The 18,566-nt window shown below is 68.0% G+C and carries 14 protein-coding genes and 1 rRNA gene; 9 read left to right on the plus strand and 6 right to left on the minus strand.

All coding sequences use genetic code 11. From position 1 onward, the window contains the following. From NQ038_RS12635 to NQ038_RS12655, 5 genes are all read right to left on the minus strand, one after another. Nucleotides 1–122, minus strand: a 16S ribosomal RNA gene (locus NQ038_RS12635); the annotation flags it as partial. A gap of 422 nt (nt 123–544) precedes the next feature. After that, nucleotides 545–1,378, minus strand: a complete 834-nt coding sequence (locus NQ038_RS12640) for an L-threonylcarbamoyladenylate synthase (RefSeq protein ID WP_257049266.1) — start codon at nt 1,376–1,378, stop codon at nt 545–547. A 128-nt stretch (nt 1,379–1,506) separates the two neighbouring features. After that, on the minus strand, nt 1,507–2,868 hold the full coding sequence (locus NQ038_RS12645) for an MFS transporter (RefSeq protein ID WP_257062736.1): 1,362 nt from the start codon (nt 2,866–2,868) through the stop codon (nt 1,507–1,509). 141 nt (nt 2,869–3,009) lie between these two features. Next, a complete protein-coding gene (locus tag NQ038_RS12650; protein ID WP_257049268.1) occupies nt 3,010–3,435 on the minus strand; it encodes a helix-turn-helix domain-containing protein in 426 nt (141 codons plus the stop codon). A 65-nt stretch (nt 3,436–3,500) separates the two neighbouring features. Then, the gene (locus NQ038_RS12655; RefSeq protein ID WP_257049270.1) at nt 3,501–4,598 is read right to left on the minus strand and encodes a YeiH family protein; all 1,098 of its coding nucleotides are present in this window, start codon (nt 4,596–4,598) and stop codon (nt 3,501–3,503) included. 96 nt (nt 4,599–4,694) lie between these two features. On the opposite strand from NQ038_RS12655, the gene NQ038_RS12660 reads away from it, so the two are divergent. The 7 genes from NQ038_RS12660 to NQ038_RS12690 all read left to right on the plus strand — a co-directional run bounded on the left by NQ038_RS12660 (nt 4,695) and on the right by NQ038_RS12690 (nt 15,939). Next, nucleotides 4,695–5,600 carry a LysR family transcriptional regulator gene (locus NQ038_RS12660; RefSeq protein WP_257049272.1) on the plus strand — a complete coding sequence of 302 codons (906 nt, stop codon included), beginning with the start codon at nt 4,695–4,697 and terminating at the stop codon, nt 5,598–5,600. A gap of 1,295 nt (nt 5,601–6,895) precedes the next feature. Further along, entirely contained in the window at nt 6,896–9,196 is a 2,301-nt protein-coding gene (locus NQ038_RS15700; protein WP_257049274.1) for a DUF4132 domain-containing protein, read from the plus strand. 29 nt (nt 9,197–9,225) lie between these two features. Then, nucleotides 9,226–10,323 carry an AAA family ATPase gene (locus NQ038_RS12670; protein WP_257049275.1) on the plus strand — a complete coding sequence of 366 codons (1,098 nt, stop codon included), beginning with the start codon at nt 9,226–9,228 and terminating at the stop codon, nt 10,321–10,323. A 12-nt stretch (nt 10,324–10,335) separates the two neighbouring features. Then, the gene (locus NQ038_RS12675) at nt 10,336–12,759 is read left to right on the plus strand and encodes a DUF5682 family protein (protein WP_257062737.1); all 2,424 of its coding nucleotides are present in this window, start codon (nt 10,336–10,338) and stop codon (nt 12,757–12,759) included. Next, complete coding sequence (locus NQ038_RS12680) at nt 12,749–13,894, plus strand: VWA domain-containing protein (RefSeq protein ID WP_257049277.1); 1,146 nt, start codon at nt 12,749–12,751, stop codon at nt 13,892–13,894. Before NQ038_RS12675 ends, NQ038_RS12680 begins: the two co-directional genes overlap by 11 nt. Continuing rightward, nucleotides 13,891–15,267 (plus strand): hypothetical protein, encoded by a 1,377-nt coding sequence (locus NQ038_RS12685; protein WP_257062738.1) that lies wholly within the window; start codon nt 13,891–13,893, stop codon nt 15,265–15,267. The genes NQ038_RS12680 and NQ038_RS12685 overlap by 4 nt, the downstream gene beginning before the upstream one ends. A 6-nt stretch (nt 15,268–15,273) precedes the next feature. Beyond that, nucleotides 15,274–15,939 carry a hypothetical protein gene (locus NQ038_RS12690; protein WP_257062739.1) on the plus strand — a complete coding sequence of 222 codons (666 nt, stop codon included), beginning with the start codon at nt 15,274–15,276 and terminating at the stop codon, nt 15,937–15,939. Nucleotides 15,940–15,948: 9 nt separating this feature from the next. Here the strand turns inward: NQ038_RS12690 and NQ038_RS12695 are convergent, their stop codons facing one another. Beyond that, nucleotides 15,949–16,389, minus strand: a complete 441-nt coding sequence (locus tag NQ038_RS12695; protein WP_257049282.1) for a hypothetical protein — start codon at nt 16,387–16,389, stop codon at nt 15,949–15,951. Between the two features lie 156 nt (nt 16,390–16,545). On the opposite strand from NQ038_RS12695, the gene NQ038_RS12700 reads away from it, so the two are divergent. Continuing rightward, entirely contained in the window at nt 16,546–17,784 is a 1,239-nt protein-coding gene (locus tag NQ038_RS12700) for a sensor histidine kinase (RefSeq protein WP_257062740.1), read from the plus strand. Then, nucleotides 17,781–18,440 (plus strand): response regulator transcription factor, encoded by a 660-nt coding sequence (locus NQ038_RS12705; RefSeq protein WP_257058764.1) that lies wholly within the window; start codon nt 17,781–17,783, stop codon nt 18,438–18,440. Before NQ038_RS12700 ends, NQ038_RS12705 begins: the two co-directional genes overlap by 4 nt. Nucleotides 18,441–18,566: the final 126 nt, after the last annotated feature.

Genomic DNA, 18,566 nt, shown 5'->3' on the forward strand with positions numbered 1-18,566 from the left:
CTCACGTGTTACTCACCCGTTCGCCACTAATCCATGACACAAGTGCCACTTCATCGTTCGACTTGCATGTGTTAAGCACGCCGCCAGCGTTCGTCCTGAGCCAGGATCAAACTCTCCACAAAAAAATTTGCTTAAAAGCGATCCCGACCGAAAAGAACAGACTGACGAGAAAAAGAACAACACCCACCATCAAGAGAGGCATTGTTCTTCGTATCATCCATCATTATTATTTTCAGCCAGAAAATATGTACTACTTAGTTCTGGCATCACGAAAAAAACTATTCAAGTACGCTATTGAGTTCTCAAACAACAGGCACACACCCACACAAGTAATCCCAACCGCCTGCACAAGACAGACAATGATAGGGACACCGCGAAGGGATGCTCAATCTGATTGTATCACCAGGCCGCGGTTCTAAAACCTAACCCTCAACAGTCCGGGAAGGACTGGCGGTTACTTCAGTGTTTTCCGCCTGGCAACACAGTTAACTATACACACGCTTGGTGGGGCCCGCAAACCGAACAGACATGACACGCACCACAGTCAGTAGTACTGCCCCTGCCGGTAGTCCCAGCTGGGGAATGCGGCGGCCAGATTGGCCATGATCGAGCCCAAGTCCAGCCCCTTGCGGATCAGGGTGGGCACAGGCTCCACTCCCCTCTGACCGTGTTGCTCAGGAACCAGCTGGCCGGCCTCGTCGACGAAGGACACCATGACCCCCTGTTCATACCGGGTATCCGCTGTTTCATTCGGCTGGATCGAACGGACATAGTCATCGGCCTCGATCACCAGATCGGCCTTTTCCGCGATCGCCGGCCCGATCCCCTCGATCCGCCCACGGTTGCCCTTGCCGGACGGATTGGCACTGCTGGCGAACACCAGCCGGCCATCCTTCTCCCACAGGGTCCGCACGATGTTCTCCGCGGGCCGGCCGAACCGGACGACGAAGCAGCTGGTCGCGCGCTCATCCGTGACGAACTCGCCGACCCGCCCCAGGTGGCGTTCTGCGGCTTCGGGACGCCAGGGCAGAATGCAGCCCATCAGAACATCCTGATCCCAGTGGGTCCGATAGAAGGCCTCTGCCTCCCCGGTCAGCTGCGCCAGCTCGCGCAGCTGGTCCATGGATGAGCACAGAACGACGCCCGGCTTGTTCCGGGCCCGGTTCTTCACCGTGAACTTCCGTTCCAAGCCGATCCTGTCGCTGGTCAAAATGATGTATCCGACCTTGGTCGGGCTGACCACGATGCACCCTTCCCGGCGCAGTAGCTCAACGGCCAGAGCCTCGGCCGCCGCGTCCCAGTGGACCGGCACCCCGGTATCCGCATCCGGAACCTCTGCACTCTGCGAATCCGACCTCGGCGCGCTTGTCTGCGTCATCTCACCCTCACTCAATCATTAGGTTACCGTTACCTTATTTGCCTGAGAAGGTGTGTCTCAAGGCCTGTCCACTTAGTGGACGCCTGATGCCGCCGGGCATTGGGCCGCGGCGCGCCGAGCGCAGCGATTCAGGGTCTGAGCGCCACGTTCCGACCACGCAGTGCCGCGACCAGCAGGAGCCCGCACATCAGAACGGCCAAGAGCAGAATTCCCATGAGGATCTGCGACAGGGCGATGTACTGTCCCAGCATCGCAATCGGCAGGGGAGCCAGGAATCCCACATAGCTCAGGGCCTGGAACACCGCGGTATTGCGGCCCAGCCGAGTCTGCTGACTGATCTGGGCCACGATGCGCAGTCCGGCGGTCTGGCACAAGCCGTGAGCCAGACCGAAGACGAAACAGGTAACCAGGAGCAGCGACAGGGATTGCGCACGGACGGCCAGAACGGCAAGTCCCAGGGCACAGGCCGCGATGGCCAGTGCCACCGGTGCCTGCACGCGCGGTGAGACCTTCGCATGTCCAGCCACGGGCTGCACACACAATCCACCCAGGGCCGGTAACGGGGTGAGGAATGCGCTGAACAACAGAGGATCGATCCCGGCACCGCCTCCCACCGCGCTGGGCAGGACGGCCAGGGGGACGCCGGTGCACAGCAGTGTCCATGGGGCCAGCGGGACGACGATCCGCCAGAACCGGCCATCGCGCAGCCCCCGCTGCCCCTCCGCGCCGGCGAGTGCGCCGGCGACCGCACCGGTTGGCGGCCCGGGAACCGACCCACCCGGACCAGCCCCCGGCGCCGTTCCGCCGGACATCTGCACTGCGCCAGGTGCGGCCTCGGCCACGGCGTCCCCGACCGGCAGGGTCACCATGGCTCCGCGGAGCCGACGCCGATGCCACACGAGCAGAGCCAGCGCCACCAGGGCCAGGCACAGGTGGGGGAGCATGACCCAGATCTGCGGGCCGGGCACGTGGGCGGCCAGCAGCCGGGAGGCCAGGATGCCGATGAACAGCGGTCCCACACCCATTCCGGAGGTCATGAGGATCATCGACAGGCGGGAACCGCGCGGCGCCGGCAGAAGCTCGGTGGCCCAGGCAGTCGCCGAGCTGAAACCAATCCCACAGCCGACACCGGTCAGGATGCGTGCACAGACGATCGCAGCCGGCCCTGTGCCGCCGGCCAGCAGCACTGCGGAGGACAGCGCGCACAGCAACACCGCGACGGTGAGGACTCCCGCGCGGCCCAGCCGGTCCGACAGCCACCCGCCCACCACCAGCATCGGGATGAGGCTGAGGCCGTAGAGAACGAAGAGGATCTGCACCTCGACGGGCCCCAACGGCATGATCCGCGGGTAGAACAGGAGGAGCGGTGCGAACTGGTTCGAGCCCCAGCCCAGGATGAACAAACAGAACAGTGGAACGAACGCCCGGGCGTCGGACGAGGCGGCACTGGGTAGGGCGGCGTCGGACAGGGGCCGGGGGACTTCACTCACCCGACAATTCTGGCTGCTTTTCCGGATGGGTCGAGATACCGGAAACGATGAATATCACCAGTCCAGTATTCACTGGGTGCGTCGATTGCCCGGGGCCATCGCCACGAAGACATCCCAGAGAGAGTCCGCCGGCCAGGCGGATCATGTGCCGGGAATGAGAATGAGCAGTGCCAGAAAATGCGCGGCGGCCACTGCGATGAACTGTTCCACTGTGCTCCCGGCTCCGTGGCATTCGCTCGATGCCCGCCACACTGGCGGGACCGGAAACGAGTATTCACCCCGGGGGTGGAATCGGCCTTGTATGTTTGTGCAGCGGAAGCGGGGGAGCGGGCCGAGGCGGCTCGAAGTGGGCATACCGTGGTCCAGCATGTGCCGAGCGCGCACGATCCGGGCGTTCTGCCGCCATGCCAGCTGGCTGAGCCCAGTGGCGCGTTTGACCGCCCGACTCAGGCCGTACCCGTCCATTCCCACCAGCGCGGCGAGGTCCGCCGCGGGGGCCGCGGCGAAGAACAGATCACCCAGGTCCGCGATCGAACGGGTCAGATCCGGCCGGAATGACGATGACATCGCCTTCGCACAGTTCGATCGGGCCACTCAAGGGACCGGTGAGGACAGAAACGCCACGACCTTGCCTACACCAGCACCCAGATGCCCAGCGCCGCAACGCCGGCGACCAGGCAGGTCGCCAGGGCAGCCAGGGCCACCGGTTTCAGACCCAGGCCGATGAGCGATTTGATGTGCACCCCGCAGCCCAGACCGAACATCGCTGCGGTCAGCAGAACCGTCTGGCCCGTGGCGGCGCCGTGCTGGAACCAAACCGGTAACAGGCCGGTGGTGGCGATGAGGGCCGCGACGATGAAGCCGACCACCCACATGGGCACCAGGGGCGGCCGCTTGCCGGGGGCCTCGGCCCCGAGGCCATCGCCGGCCGGCGACTGGGCACGGGCCCTGGCTGCGGCGCGGGCGACCACGGTGCCCAGCACCATCATCAACGGGGCGAGCAGGACCACGCGGCCCAGTTTCATCAGCGTCGCGGTGGTCAGAGCCTCGGGGCCGAGGATACCGCCGATCGCGGCGACCTGTGCAACCTCATGGGTCGAGGCCCCCGCCCACATGCCAGCGGTGTGCTGGTCCAGGTGCAGCAGCCCGGTGACGCTGGGCACGATCGCGATCATCAGGGTGCCGAACAGGACGACCAGGGCGACGGCCGCCGTGACGTGTTCCTTCTTCGCCTTGATCGTGGATTCCGCGCCGGCCACGGCCGCGGCCCCGCAGATCGAGAAGCCGGCGGCGATGAGCATGCCCAGTTCGTTGTTCACACCCAGCAGACGGCCCATCGCCACGGTGCCGGTGAAGCCGATCGCGACGACGGCCACGATGACGATGATCGCACCCCAGCCCAGGCCCAGCACATCGCCGAGGACCAGGCGGAAGCCCAGCAGCACGATACCCAGGCGCAACAGGGTCTTGGCGGTGAAGTCGATGCCGGGCTGGAGCACCGCGGGGATCGCCGGCAGCACATTGCGCACCAGCACGCCCAGCACGATCGCGATGAGCACCGCGCCCACATAGGGGATGAGGGTGGCGAGCCACATGGCCACGCCCATCGCCGCTGCACACACCACCAGTCCGGGGATGCGCGATCCGTAGAGCCGCATACGGGCGGCGAGCGCGGACGTGGTCTGTGGGTTCGACCCGGGTGCGGGCGGGGGAGTGGTCTGCGTACTCATAGGGTTCAGTCTGCGCCGCCCGTGCTCACTCCGCTAGCCGGGTATCACGCATTGGGACATGCGCAATTGATATGGGTCGTATGAGACGATGGGCGCGTGCACGATCCCGACCCCGCAGTTCTGCGCATCCTGGTCGACCTGGCCCGCCAGGAGGACGAGTCCGGGCATGCCTCTCTGGGTACCGCCGCCCGGAATCTGCAGATGGCCCAGCCCAATGTGAGCAGGGCGGTGAAGGCCTTCGAGGCCGAATGGGGTGTGCACATCGTGCAGCGTTCGCCCAGCGGCTCGCGCCTGGGGCCCGATGGCCGGGTCGTCGCCGGCCTGGCGGCCCAGGTGCTGGCCGATTACCGCAACCTCACCGAGACCCTGGCCGCCCTGCACCGGCGGACCAGTTCCACGCTGCGGATCAGTGCGTCCCTGACCATCGCCGAATACGTCCTGCCGCCCATTCTGCTGCGGTTCCGCCAGCACCATTCCACCACCCGCCCGACGCTGCGCATGCAGAACTCCCGCCAGGTGCTGGACGCGGTGCGCGGGGAGCGGGCCGATCTGGGCTTCGTGGAGACCAGGACGCGCCCGCGCGGGGTGCACTACCGGTCCTTCGACCGGGACGATCTGGTCATCGTGGCGCTGCCGGACCACCCCCTGGCCATGGGTCCCGCGCTCAGCGCTGCGGATCTGGCCGGGCTGCCGCTGATCGTGCGGGAGAGGGGTTCTGGTACGCGCGAGGTGATCGATGCCGCGGTGCCGGGCGGGGCCTCGGTCGCGGCGGAACTGACGAGTTCTTCGGCGGTGAAGACGGCCGCGGCCACGGGAGCCGCTCCGGCGGCCATTTCGCGCCGGGCGGTGGCCGAACAGCTGCGCACCGGCGCGCTGGTGGTGGTGCCGACCGCGCCCGAGGTCGCGCTCACCCGGCCGCTGCGCGTCGTGTGGGCGCGCGGCCGGCGGCCGACGGATGCCGCGCAGGCCTTCCTGCAGGAGGTTCTGGGCGTGCCTGTCTAAGGGCCCGGGGTCCGCACTCGCGCGGCCGACCCCGGTGCGGTTCTGTGACCGTGCGCTTCGGGCCGAACCTGTTGGCCGACAGGCCATGTCAGGGCCTACCGGTAGTGTGGATCACACCTGCTGCACAGCTCGCAGCAGTCGCCAGTCGTCTACCCCATAGGAGCCATCGTGGACACCATCGGTTCGGACTCCCCCGTAGCGTCTTCGAGCAAGTCGCAGGCACAGCCGGCGCCCACCTCACCGCGTCTTGGACTCCCGGATTCCTGGGTCAAGCGCATGCCCAGGGACCGCACCCTCCACCGGCCGGCGCGGGCCATGACCATCAAACGGGAACACGTCGACGCAACCCTGAATACCTTCGCACATATGGCCGACCAGGTCTCCGACGACATCGCGGCCAGCCCGGACCCGGACATCGTGTCGTCCGACCCGGATTCCGCTCTGGGAATCGCAGCGCGGATCATCTCATTGGACTCCCATCTGGGCTATTCCCTGCGAGGCCACTTCCCCACGTACTTCGTCGAATACCTGGTCGGCGAATATCCCCTGCCCCTGGCCACCGCCGCATTGGTCGAAACGCTGAGCATGTACGAGAGCTACGGCACTCAGTTCGGGGTACCGGCGGGACTTATCCGGGAGTCGCCCGGCACGGGCTTCTTCCAGTCTCAGCAGGATCTGAGAGCAGAGTTGTTGAAGGGCTTCCGCACGTACGTGGCCGGCGTATCGGAGGAGGACCATGCGGTCATCATCGCGGCACTGGCACCCTATATCGAATCGCCCAGGTTCCTCCAGGTGCTCGTCGCCGCCTATTTGGTTCCCGAACGCACCGATTGGGCGGATGTGGCCCTGACCCGCTCGCACGACTGCAAACATCTGGCTCCCCATGCCCTGCAGTTCGCGGACACCGGTGCCCGGCTGATAGAGCTGATCGAACACATACCGGTCTGGCAGTTCAAACATCAGCCGGAGGAATTGGCCGCCGCAGTCGAACGACTGGGGGAGGACGCACTGCCCGCACTCCTGCGGGTCATCGATGCCGAGCACGGCTGGGCCGAAGTCATCAAGACCTGCTGCGACCTTGTGGCACTCATTCCGACGGAAGCCGCAGCGCTCGCACTGCTGGACCGCAGGTCGGGGGAGAACACCGCCAGAGCCGCCACTGCTGCGCTCTTGGACTTCGCCGCTCGTTTCCCCACCCTGGCACTGGGGGCCTTGGCACGGCGGGCCGGACAGGACTCGTTCGCAGCCCAGCTCCTGGGGTCAGGGTCCCGGCGGATCCCGAGGCCGCGGCCCAGGTGGCGGCCGAACTCACCGATGATTCCTCTGCCGCACGCATCCGGGCGATCTTGGAACGCCCACGGCTCCCGGAGGCGGACCCCGCGGACCTGCCGCGTGTCCTGGCCGCCCCACCGTGGACGGTCAAGCGCAAACGCGTCAAGGCCACGGTCATCAAGGATCTACACGTTCCCCAGGACATGCACCTGGACTGGTTGCCAGGGGAAGAGGACGAGTGGCTCCACTCCAGCCACTACCTGGTCGGTCAGGACTATGACGAAAGCTGGCAGCATCTACTGGACGACTGCATGTCCGGGAGCGGTTGGTACGATGCCATTCCCATGTTCCTGCTCAACGGGCCGGTCGAACTACTGTTGCCGGTCATCGACTCCCTGCCCCAGCCCCGGAACCTGTCCTATGCGGCGGACTATATGGGGGTCGCACTGTCACGTTTCGGGGATCCGATCGTGCCCTTCGTCTTCACCGCGGCACAGGACACACCCACAACACTGGCGCAGGTGCTCATGCCGGTCGGTGGCGCGCGCATCGCCTCGTTCATGGTCACCACCGCGGCCCGGGCGAAATCGGTTCGGCCGGTGGCCGCCGCCTGGTTCGCCCGGCACCCACAGGATGCGGCCGCAGGCCTCATCCCCCATGCCCTGGAAAAGGCGGGAAAAGTCCGCAAACACGCAGAGGATTCCCTACTCCGGCTGCTGCGGGACACTGCACCTACCGACTCCGCCACCACAGACACCCAGGAGAACCGCCGGGCCATCATCCTGGCCGCCGCGGACTCCTACGGTCCGGAGGCCAGGGCCGCGATCGAAACCCTGTTGGACTCCGACCCCTTGGAGGCTCTACCGACCCGGATGCCGGAACTGCCGGACTGGTTGGCACCGGCTTCGCTGCCACAGCTGACGGCCCGTGCCGGGACCTCGATCCCACTAGATCTGATCCCTCATGTGTTCACGATTTTCGCCCTATCCACCCTGGACGAACCCTATGCGGGCCTGGGCGATCTGCGGGAGGCCACCGACCCCGTATCCCTGGCGGCTTTCGCCCGCGGCATGTTCGAGCTGTGGAAACTGGCAGGGTATCCGTCCAAACAGGGGTGGATCCTCGATGCTCAGGGTCTGGCCGGCGACGATGAGACGGTCCACATGTTGTCCCCGCTGATCCGTGCCTGGCCGGGGGAGTCCGCCCACAAACGAGCGGTGACGGGCCTCCGGGTGCTCACCGCGATCGGCACCGACACCGCTCTGACCCATCTGAATAGGATCGCGCAGAAGGTCAAGTTCAAGGCGCTGCGGGAGACCGCGCGGGATATGATCGACCAGATCGCCGATCGTCTGGGGCTGAGCACGGATGAGCTGGCTGACAGGCTAGTGCCAGACTTCGATCTGGGCCTCGATGGTTCCCGCGTCCTGGACTACGGGCCCCGACAGTTCACCGTGGGCTTCGACGAGGCGCTCAAGCCCTTCGTCTCCCAGGACGGACAGCGCCGCAAGACCCTGCCCAAACCCGGTGTCAAGGATGACGAGGAGCTGGCCGAACCGGCTTATGAGTGGTTCAAGACCCTGAAGAAGGAGGTCAGAGCCTCGGCCGGGGAACAAATCGAACGCTTGGAGCGCGCCATGGTCGAACAGCGCTCATGGACTGCCGAACTGTTCACCACCCTGTTCCTCGAACATCCCTTCATGGTCCATCTGGCCCGCCGTCTGGTGTGGGTCACCGCTGCGGACCCGCAGGATGCCGCCCACACGGCATTCCGCGTCGCCGAGGACGGCACCCTGGCCGACGCCGAGGACGATGAGTTCGTCCTCCCCGAGCAGGCCACTGTGCGGCTGGCCCATCCGCTGACCCTGGACTCCGGGACGCAGGATCAGATGGCCGAACTCTTCGCCGACTATGAGATCCTCCAGCCCTTCGAACAGCTGGGCCGCGAAGTCTACGAACTCACCGCACAGAACAAGTCGACCGGCATCATCGAGGCCTTCGCCGGCTCCACCGTGGCGACGACGAAGATTCTGGCCATGGAGAAGCGGGGCTGGGCCAGGGTCGCACCGGAAGACGGTGGCATCCAGCCCGCATTCCTCCGGGACCTGCCCGACGGCTCCTCGCTCTATGTGAACTTGGACCCGGGCATCGTCGTGGGGGAGCCCTTAGCAGACGGTTTCGACGAACAGACCCTGGCACCGGCAGTCGCCACCGGGTCCACCCAGTCCTGGTACAAACCGGAACCGCGCCCGGCGGCGCTGGCGGGCCTGGACCCGGTGTTCGCCTCGGAAATGCTGCGCGACCTGAGCTGGTTGATTTCATGACCGGCGGCGGAAGGACAGATGAGACAGACGTGGCGGGGAAGACGGCGGCCGACATCCAGCGGCCCCCCGCCGAGGTGCGCTTCGCGGACGAACTGGCACAGCTGCGCGCAGAGGACTCCGCTCCCAGACCACCGGGCTGGACGATGAGCCTGGCCGCGGCCAGGGACTTCATCTGCGGGGACACCGCACGCGGGATCTCACCCAAGTTCGTCGGCGATGTGGCCCTGGTCGAACGCTGCCTGGTGACGCTGGCGACCAGTCGCGGACTGTTGTTGGTGGGGGAGCCGGGCACCGCCAAGTCCCTGTTGAGCGAACTCATCGCGGCCGCCGTCAGTGGGGACTCGACCCTGACCATCCAGGGTGGGGCGGCGACCACGGAGGACCAGATCTCCTATTCCTGGAACTACGCCCTGTTGGTCTCCGAAGGGCCCACAGACCGTGCCCTGGTCCCCGGCCCGGTGCTGCGCGGTATGCGCACCGGTGCCCTGGTCCGGTTCGAGGAGATCACCCGCTGTCCCCTGGAAGTACAGGATTCGCTGCTGTCCTTACTGTCGGAGCGGGTCGTGGCGATTCCGGAGCTGGTGGGCGCCCCCACGATGACCTATGCACACGAGGGCTTCAACATCATCGCCACCGCCAATACCCGCGATCGGGGCGTCAACGAGATGTCGGCGGCGCTCAAACGCCGGTTCACCTTCGAAACGGTTTTCCCGATCGCCGATCCGGCCGTGGAATTGGCCCTGGTCGAACAGGAGGCCGGGCGGCTGCTGGCCGAATCAGGGGTACCCCAGGTACCCGATCACGATGTGCTCGACGTGCTGGTCACGGCATTTCGCGAACTGCGCACGGGTTTGAGCGAACGCGGCGAGGCGATGGAGCCGATGTCCACGGTACTCAGCACCGCGGAGGCCGTGTCGGTGGCCCATGCTGCCGGCGTCAGTGCCTGGTATCTGCACGGGCGCACCCCGAACGCCTCCGATGTCGTGGTGTCCCTGGCCGGTGCCGCGGTCAAGGACGAGCCCGAGGACATGGCCCGGTTGCGCCGTTATCTGGAACAGCAGGTGCCCCGGAAGTCCGGGCCGCAGTGGAAGGCACTCCACGCGGCCCGGGGCCTGCTGCCGGGCTGAGCCGGAGGACTCATGAGCGTCGTCTTCGTGCCGGTCCGCCATCATTCCCCGGCTTGTGCCGGGGAGGTCGAGGCCGTGATCCGCCGGCTGCGGCCTCGCCACGTCCTGGTGGAGGGCCCAGCGGACTTCAACGGCCGGATCGACGAGTTGTTCCTCGACCACGAACTGCCGATCGCCGTCTACACGGGTTTTCACACTGCGGACCGGCTGCACGCCAGCTGGGCGCCGCTGTGCGAGTACTCCCCGGAATGGGTGGCGTTGAACACCGGACGTGTGTGCGGGGCGCAGCTGCACTTCATCGATCTACCGGTGTGGCACCCGGCGCTCTTCGAGGAAACGGAGGCACACGATTCCGAACCGGCGCCGGCCGATCGACGCTACGCGCGGGTCCGGCAACACCTGGCCGAACGCTTCCACACCGATGACGTCGACGCACTGTGGGACCACGTCTTCGAACTGCCGGACTTCACCGCTCCCGAAGCCGCTCCCGATACCGCTTCCGAAGCCGGCGCCGATTCCCTGGCTCTGCGGCTGGACACGTGGTTCACCGGTCTGCGCGGCGATACCGCGGCAGACCCCGCCGATACCGCGCGCGAGGCCTATATGGCCGAGTGGATCCGCGCTGCCCGGGCCGAAGCGGCCCAGGCGAAGGATGCCCAGGGGCAATCCGCCACAGGCGATGACATCGTCGTCGTCACCGGGGGCTTCCACATGCCGGCCCTGCGCCGTCTCATCGCCGAATCGGCGCCGCAAGCCGAAGGGGAGCTCGCCTGGCCCGAAATCCCATCCCCACCGGCGGATGTCGATCCGCCGCGCAGTTACCTGGTGCCCTTCTCCTTCCGCCGGCTGGACTCCCTGGCCGGTTATCGTTCCGGCATGCCGTCGCCCGCGTACTATCAGCGGCTCTTCGAATCGGGACCCCGGGCCGCCGCCGAATACCTGCAGATCCAGGTGGCCACGCGGCTGCGCGAGAGGCATCAGGCCGTGTCCACCCCGGATCTGACAGCGGCCAGGGTAATGGCGGAATCCCTGGCCCGGCTGCGCGGCAATCCGGTGCCGGCGCGTGTCGACGTGCTCGACGGACTGGCCTCGGCCCTGCTCAAGACGGCCTTGGACGCACCTCTGCCCTGGGCACGCAGGTCCTCCCTGGCCCCGGCCACGGATCCTGTGGTCGTGGAGATGGTGGCCGCACTCAGCGGGGACCGGGCGGGCCGGCTGGATCCGCATACGCCTCTGCCCCCTCTCTGGCATGATGTCGATGCTCAGCTGCAGGCTCTGCATCTATCGCCCGGCACTCATTCACTGTCCCTGGTGGATTCGGATGATCTGGAGCGCTCCCGCCTGCTGCACCGCCTGCGGATTCTGCACATCGCGCAGATCGACCGCGTCGACGGCCCGCTGACGGCCCTGGATCCAGAACTCACGGAGGTCTGGGAACTGGGCGAACGGGTGTTGGCGGGACCGTCCGTGATCGAGGCCTCGGGCTTCGGTCCCAGCGTGGCCGACGCCTCGCTGGCCGCTCTGAGCGCGCGACTCGGCGAGGCCTCGGCGGAGGCCGGCCCCGACCTGAGCCTCACCGCCGAGGTGCTGTTCGACGCGGTGCTGTGCGGACACGCCGGACTCACCGATGAACTCCTCGAACTGGTCTCCCGTGCCATCGGGACCAGCGCGGACCTACAGGGGCTCGCCCGAATGCTGGAAACGGCCCTGGGCCTGTGGCGCAACGGCGGGTACCTGGGCGCGGCAGGCTCCGTGCGCCTGGCCGGCACCGCTCGGGCGTGCGTGCCGCGGATCCTGTGGCTGGCCGAGGCCGTGCGAGGTGACGATGGTGCGGAACCCGCCGTGCGCGCCCTGGCCGGCGTCCGCGATGTTGTGCTGACCGCAGGACGGCTGAACCATGGGGCGCAGGAGGAGCAGGCCGCGAGCAGGGAGGCCGTCTTGGCGGTCGCCCACCGTTTGGCGGCCTCGCCCGCAGCCCCCATCCGCGTGCGCGGTGCCGGACTGGGCCTGGCCTGGGCGCTGGGCCAGGCGCCGGAGGACCCGGCACGGATGATTCGCGGCGCCGGGCTGCCGCAGGAACTGGGCGATTTCCTGTCCGGCCTGTTCGCTCTGGCCCGTGATGAGTCCCTGGCCTCGCCGGAGGTGGTGAGGGTGGTCGACCAGGTGGTCTGCGGCTTCGATGCGCAGGCCTTCCTGATCGCCCTGCCCGCCCTGCGAGAGGCCTTCGCCCTGTTCCCGCCCCGCGAGCGCGAGCGCATCGGCCGACTGGCCGCACGCCTGCACGGCCGCGACGATCCCCGGGCGGTAGCGCTCGGCGCGGACAGTGGGATCTCACCGGAACTACGGGCGCGGGCCGCTGCCGTGCAGGAACGCGCCCGCGCCCTGCTGGGCGCGGCGGGGCTGCTGGGCGAAGAGGAGGCCGGCGATGGACGCTGAGTTGGAGCGCTGGCGGCTGATCCTGGGCGAGGCCGCATCCGAGTTGGGGGACTTGGGGGAGCGGGCGGCCGCGCGCGATGCCGCCCTGGACTGGCTCTACGGCCGCGACGAGTCCCTGGGCCGGCGCGGGATCAGACGCGCGGGCAGTAGAACCCGCGGCGGTGCGGGCCGGACCGGGGGAGCCGGCGCATCCACCCTGTCCACCCCGGAGTGGATCGGTGCGGTCCATCGCCTGTTTCCAACCCCCACGATCGAACGCCTGGAGCGCGACGCGGTGGAGCGCTTCCGGATCGACGACCTGGTGACGAATCCGGAGGTGTTGCGGCGCATCGAGCCCAATCAGGCGATGCTGCGCGCGGTGCTGACCACCAAGCACCTGATGAACCAGGAGGTGCTGACCCTGGCCAGGCAGCTGGTCAACCGGGTGATCCGGGATCTGATGGAGCGTCTGGCCACCGAGGTGCGACAGGCCTTCACAGGACCACGCAGCAGAACGCCCACCCGGGTCCCGAACTCGCGGAATCTGGACATCCGCAGGACACTGCGGGCGAATCTGCGCCATTTTCAGCCCGATACCGGCAAGGTCGTGATCGAGCGCCCCTACTTCACCACACGCTCGGCCAAGCGGATGCGGCCCTGGCAGGTGGTGCTGTTGGTCGATCAGTCCGGCTCCATGCTCGATTCCGTCATCCATTCGGCCGTCACGGCCGCCTGCCTGTGGGGTCTGCCGGGCATCCGCACCCACCTGGTCGCCTTCGACACGACGGTCGTCGACCTGACCCGCGACGTCGAGGACCCCGTCGAGCTGCTCATGAAGGTCCAGTTGGGCGGGGGCACGGACATCGCCCAGGCGGTGCAGTACGCAGCAGGGCTGATCGACAATCCGCGGCAGGCCATCGTCGTGCTCATCAGCGATCTCTACGAGGGCGGCAACGACTTCACACTGCGCCGCGAGGTCGCCTCCCTGGTGGGGCAGGGCACCGAGGTGGTGGCCCTGGCAGCCCTGGACGACGAATCCGGGGCCGTCTTCAATCCGTTCATGGGGCAGCAGTTGGCGGATCTGGGCGCCCACGTCGGCGCGATGACTCCCGGGGAGCTCGCCGGTTTCCTGGCCGATACGATCGGACGCTCATGAGCCCGGACGCACAGGCAGGCTCCCCGGCGCGGGAATCTCCGGCGGGGCAGCCGACAGCACGGCTGACAGAACAGCGGCCGGATCTCCTGGCGCTGACCGATGACGCCCTGGCCGCCCTGGCCAACTGCGGCCTGGTCAAACGCGCGGCCAAGGACCTTGCCAAGTCGGCCCCACGGGTGGCCATCGACGAGGCGGACACGGTCACCGCGGACTTCGCCGACGGCACCCACACGGTCCTGGGCTCCGGCGGGCTGGAGGCCGGCACCTGCTCGTGCTCGGCATCCGGGGTGTGCCGTCACCTGGTGGGCACCGTGCTGGCAGTGCGCGCCCTGGCCGCGGAGGCCTCGGACGAGCAGGCCCCGCAGTGGTCGCCCGCGGACGTCGACGATACCGAACTGCTCCGTGTCCTGGGCAAGCCCGCGGTGGACGCCGCACACCGGCGGGTGCGCGCGGGGCTACGCGCCACAGTCCTCATCCCCGATCCCGCCAGGCCCGCCACCGGGGACAACGCCGCCGCGGTGGATCTGCCGACGACCACCGTGCGCTTCCTGGTGCCCGGCGACCTGGGCTATGCGCATACGGATGTGGTCGCGACCGAGCGCGGTGAACAGGTGGCGCTCGCGGTCCTGGCCTTCCGGGCGGCCCAGGCCGAAACACAGGCCGATGCCCCACCCGGCCCGGGCAAGCGCGAGGTGGTCCTGGGAACCCCACAGGTGGCCACCGATCTGCGTACACCCTTCGAACCCGCCCTGGAGTTCGCGACCGAACTGGTGGATCAGGGCGTGCGGATGCTGGCCGGGCACGTGGGCCCGCGGATCGCCGCGGCCCGTGCACCCCTGGCCGCCCGCGGTTTCCAGTGGCCACTCGATGTGCTCGACGAACTCGCCGAACAGCTCGAGGCCTATGCCGGCGGCCATGCCGGATACGCGCCGGGGAGGATCGCGGAGCTGACGGCCGAGCTGGTCGCCAGGGCCACTGCCGGCCCGGCCAGGCCCGCCGAGGCCGACCGGATCCTGGGCACCCGGCAGCCCGCGCGCACCGCCATGCGCCGCGCCCGGTTCTTAGGACTCGGCGCCAGGGTGAGCCGCACAGACGACCCGGCGGGGACCTCGGCGAGCATCACCACCCGGGTGTATCTGGCCGATGCGGACGCCGGTGCAGTGCTGGTGCTCAGCACCTCCTCGACCCATCAGGCGGACCAGGTGCCGGCCCCTGATGTCCTGGCCCGGCGCCGGGTCGGCGGGCTGCGATTGGGGGAGGTCTCCCGCGGCTCCCTGACCACCGAATCGGCTACCCGCACGGCGGGGCTGCGCCTGCAGTTGTCTGCCGGGCGGGCCGGCAGATCCACGGTGACGACGGGGGCCTCGGCCTGAGATGCCATGCCGGGCGGGCTCGTGGTGGAGCGCGCCGAGGACGCCGCCCGGGAGCTGGCGGACCGCCCCTTCCGACTGGTCGCGCCCCGCTTCGCGGCTCCCGCCGTGCGCCTGCTGCGCGTGGCCCGCGTGGTGGATCTGGGTTACCGACCCGGTGTCCAACTGTTGACCGCACAGCTGGAAGACGTAACGGGCGCCCCGATTGAACTATCGTGCCCCTATCGCGCGGCCGCACCCGGCGCCCTGGACGCCGTCGCCTCCGCGCTGACGGAAGCCGCCGAGGCCGAACGCGGTTTGGAGATCAGCGGGGTCCTCGGGTTCGTGGGAGGGCGACTGCGCATCGATCCCCTGGCCCTGCGCACCCCGCAGGGGATCGTGGTCCCGGATCTGCAAGGGGTTTCAGGGGCGGACCCCGGGCGGGGGAGTGCGGTGGCCGGCGATGCCCTGGACCGGGTGCTCGATGCCGTGGGGGATTTCCTCGCCGAGGTGCTGCACACCGGCCTGCACCGGCTTGCCGGGAGCCATGCGGCGCGGATCGACCGGCTGGCCGGGGACCTGGAAGCGGTGGGGTTGAGCGATCTGGCGCGGGCACTGCGGATCCTGCAGGTGCCTCGGGCGCGGGCCTGGTTGGATGCTCAGCTGCTGTATCTGGCGACGGTGGCCGCACTATAAGGCGGTGTCTCAGCGCGCCCGCCGCACCAGCAGGGCCAGTGCACCGGCGAGCAGACCCCAGATCGCATTGGTCGCCAGCATCGGCACGATCGCCAGTGGATTGGCCAGCGGCCCCTGCAGCCTGCCGTCGAGGATCGGGGAGAGCACCCCGCTGAGCACAATCGCGAAGACCGCATAGGCCAGCCCGGTGAACACCAGGGTGAGCAGGGGATGGGCCACCCGGCTCAGGCCCACCACCGCGATCCACACCGCGGAGATCACCAGGGTCGCAAGGATCGGGACCACGGGGGTGACGGAAACGCCGAGCTGTTCGGCGACGATCCGCAGGACCGGCCTGAGCAGGGCCAGGGCCCCGAGTCCGATGATGAGCGGCCAGTGCAGGGAGGCGATGACATTGTTCGAGCTGGTGGCATTCGAACCGTTGGCATTCGAACCATTGGCAGTGTTCATGCCACCGACTCTAGGAACACCGCACCGGCGAGCGCATCGGCCCTGCAGCTCGATTCCGCACGTCCGGCCGCGCACCCGCTATACGTCACGAAGCGACCCTGATCGTCGCCTCTGGGCCCATGCCGATACGCGCCCGAAGTCCCTATGCTGGACAGCATGGGCAGAAGAACCGGTGATGCGCTGCTGGGAGCGGCAACGGCCATTGCGCTGGCACTTATCATCGCACTCGGTCCCGGTGGCACCCGTTCGCCGGACGTCCTGGCCTATCTGTTCGCCGGCGGCCTCGGCGCCCTCCTGCTGTGCCGCCGCCAGTACCCACGAACCGTGCTGGTGCTCAGCATCCTGGGCATGTTCGGCTATTACATCCTGGATTATCCACCGATCGGCGTAGCGGTGCCCGTGGTGGCCGCGCTGTTCTCCGTGGCCGAGGCCGGACGGCCGGGCTGGGCCTGTGGCGCGGCCGCGCTGGTCTTCGCCGTCTCCCTGTACTTCCGCATCCGTGACGGGGGAGAGGCCCTCGGGTTCCTCCTCGGCTACGAATCGGTATCGAACCTGGCCCTGTTCGCTGCAGCGATTGCACTGGGATCGGGGCTGCGCTCCGCGCGGATTCGCGCTACCCAGCAGGAGCAGATCGCCCGGCTGACCCGGGAACGGGTCCTGCGCGAGTCGCAGCTGCGGATGCGCACGGAACGCGAGGACATCTCGCGCGAACTGCACGACACCGTGGGCCACAGCCTGTCCATCATCTCCCTGCACACCGGCGTTGCCGCCGAGGCGATCGGCCACGACGATACCGCCGCGGCACGCGCACTCGAACAGGTCCGGGCCACCTGCCGCCGCTCCCTGCAGGAACTGCGCGCCATGGTCCGCATTCTGCGCACCGACGAGGCCGAGGCCAGGAGCCCCCGATCGCTGTCGAACATCGCCGAGTTGATGGAGACCGCCAGGGCATCCGGCCTGCAGGTGACGGCCGACATCGAAGTCACCCCCGCCGAGCTATCCGAATCGGTGGATGCCGCCGCCTTTCGAGTCATTCAGGAGTCGATCACGAATATCATCCGCCACGCCCATGCCTCCCGGGCGCACATCGGCGCCGCACTCAACGGGCCCGCACTGTGCCTGAGCATCACCGACGACGGCCGCGGAAGGTCGGGGGCCTCGGCCGCTGCCGGGCTGGGCGGTGCCGTGGCCAACGATGCTGTGTCCGGCGATGCTGAGTCGGGCAGTGCCCGGTCCGCGGACGGTCGTCCCGCCGATACTCAACCGGAGCCTCGGCCGGGCTATGGCATCGCCGGGATGACCGAGCGGGTCGAACTACTCGGTGGGACCCTGTCCGCGAGCGCCACAGCCACGGGTTTCTCGGTCGCGGCTACGATTCCCGCGCGGCTGCCATGATCGATCTGGTACTGGTCGACGATCAGGAACTCGTCCGGATGGGGCTGCGCGCCCTGGCCGAGCACGACGGTGACATCCGCATCGTCGCCGAGGCCGCCGATGGGCGCGCCGGGCTGAGGGCGGTCAAGGAGTATCGGCCCGATGTCGTGCTCATGGACATCCGGATGCCGGGGCTCGACGGGATCAGTGCCACCGCGCAGATCATGGCCGATCCGGAACTGGCCGGGGTCCATGTGGTCGTGTTGACCACCTTCGACGAGGACGAGAACGTGCTCGCGGCGATTCGCGCGGGGGCCGGCGGATACCTGCTCAAGGACATCGCGCCGGCCGAACTGCGCGCGGCCGTCCGCGCGGCCGCCCAGGGCGATGCACTGCTGTCGCCTTCGATCACCGGGAAGGTCATGGGGATGCTGGCCGCACGACCGGATGTTGTGAACCGCCCGGACCTGCTGGCCGAGCTGACCGAGCGCGAGCGCCAGGTCCTCCTGCACGTGGGGATGGGCGAGTCCAATGCCGAGATCGGCGCGAGCCTGTACATCAGCCCGGCCACCGCGCGCACCTATGTCAGTCGGCTGTTGAACAAGCTGGCCGCCCGCGATCGCGCACAGCTGGTCATTCGCGCCTACGAGTCCGGCCTCATCACCCCGGGACGCTGAGGGGCCCGGTGAGGGGCATTTCATATGAGCCCGCTCCCGTGATCTAGGGTTGTTTCGACCCCTCCTCAACTTTTTTGGAAGTAGGCAGTAGTGAGCAGCGCGAACGCGTCAGCCCCCGAAACATCG

It is taken from the genome of Brevibacterium sp. 50QC2O2, from assembly GCF_024580675.1.
Taxonomy (GTDB): Bacteria; Actinomycetota; Actinomycetes; order Actinomycetales; family Brevibacteriaceae; genus Brevibacterium; species Brevibacterium moorei.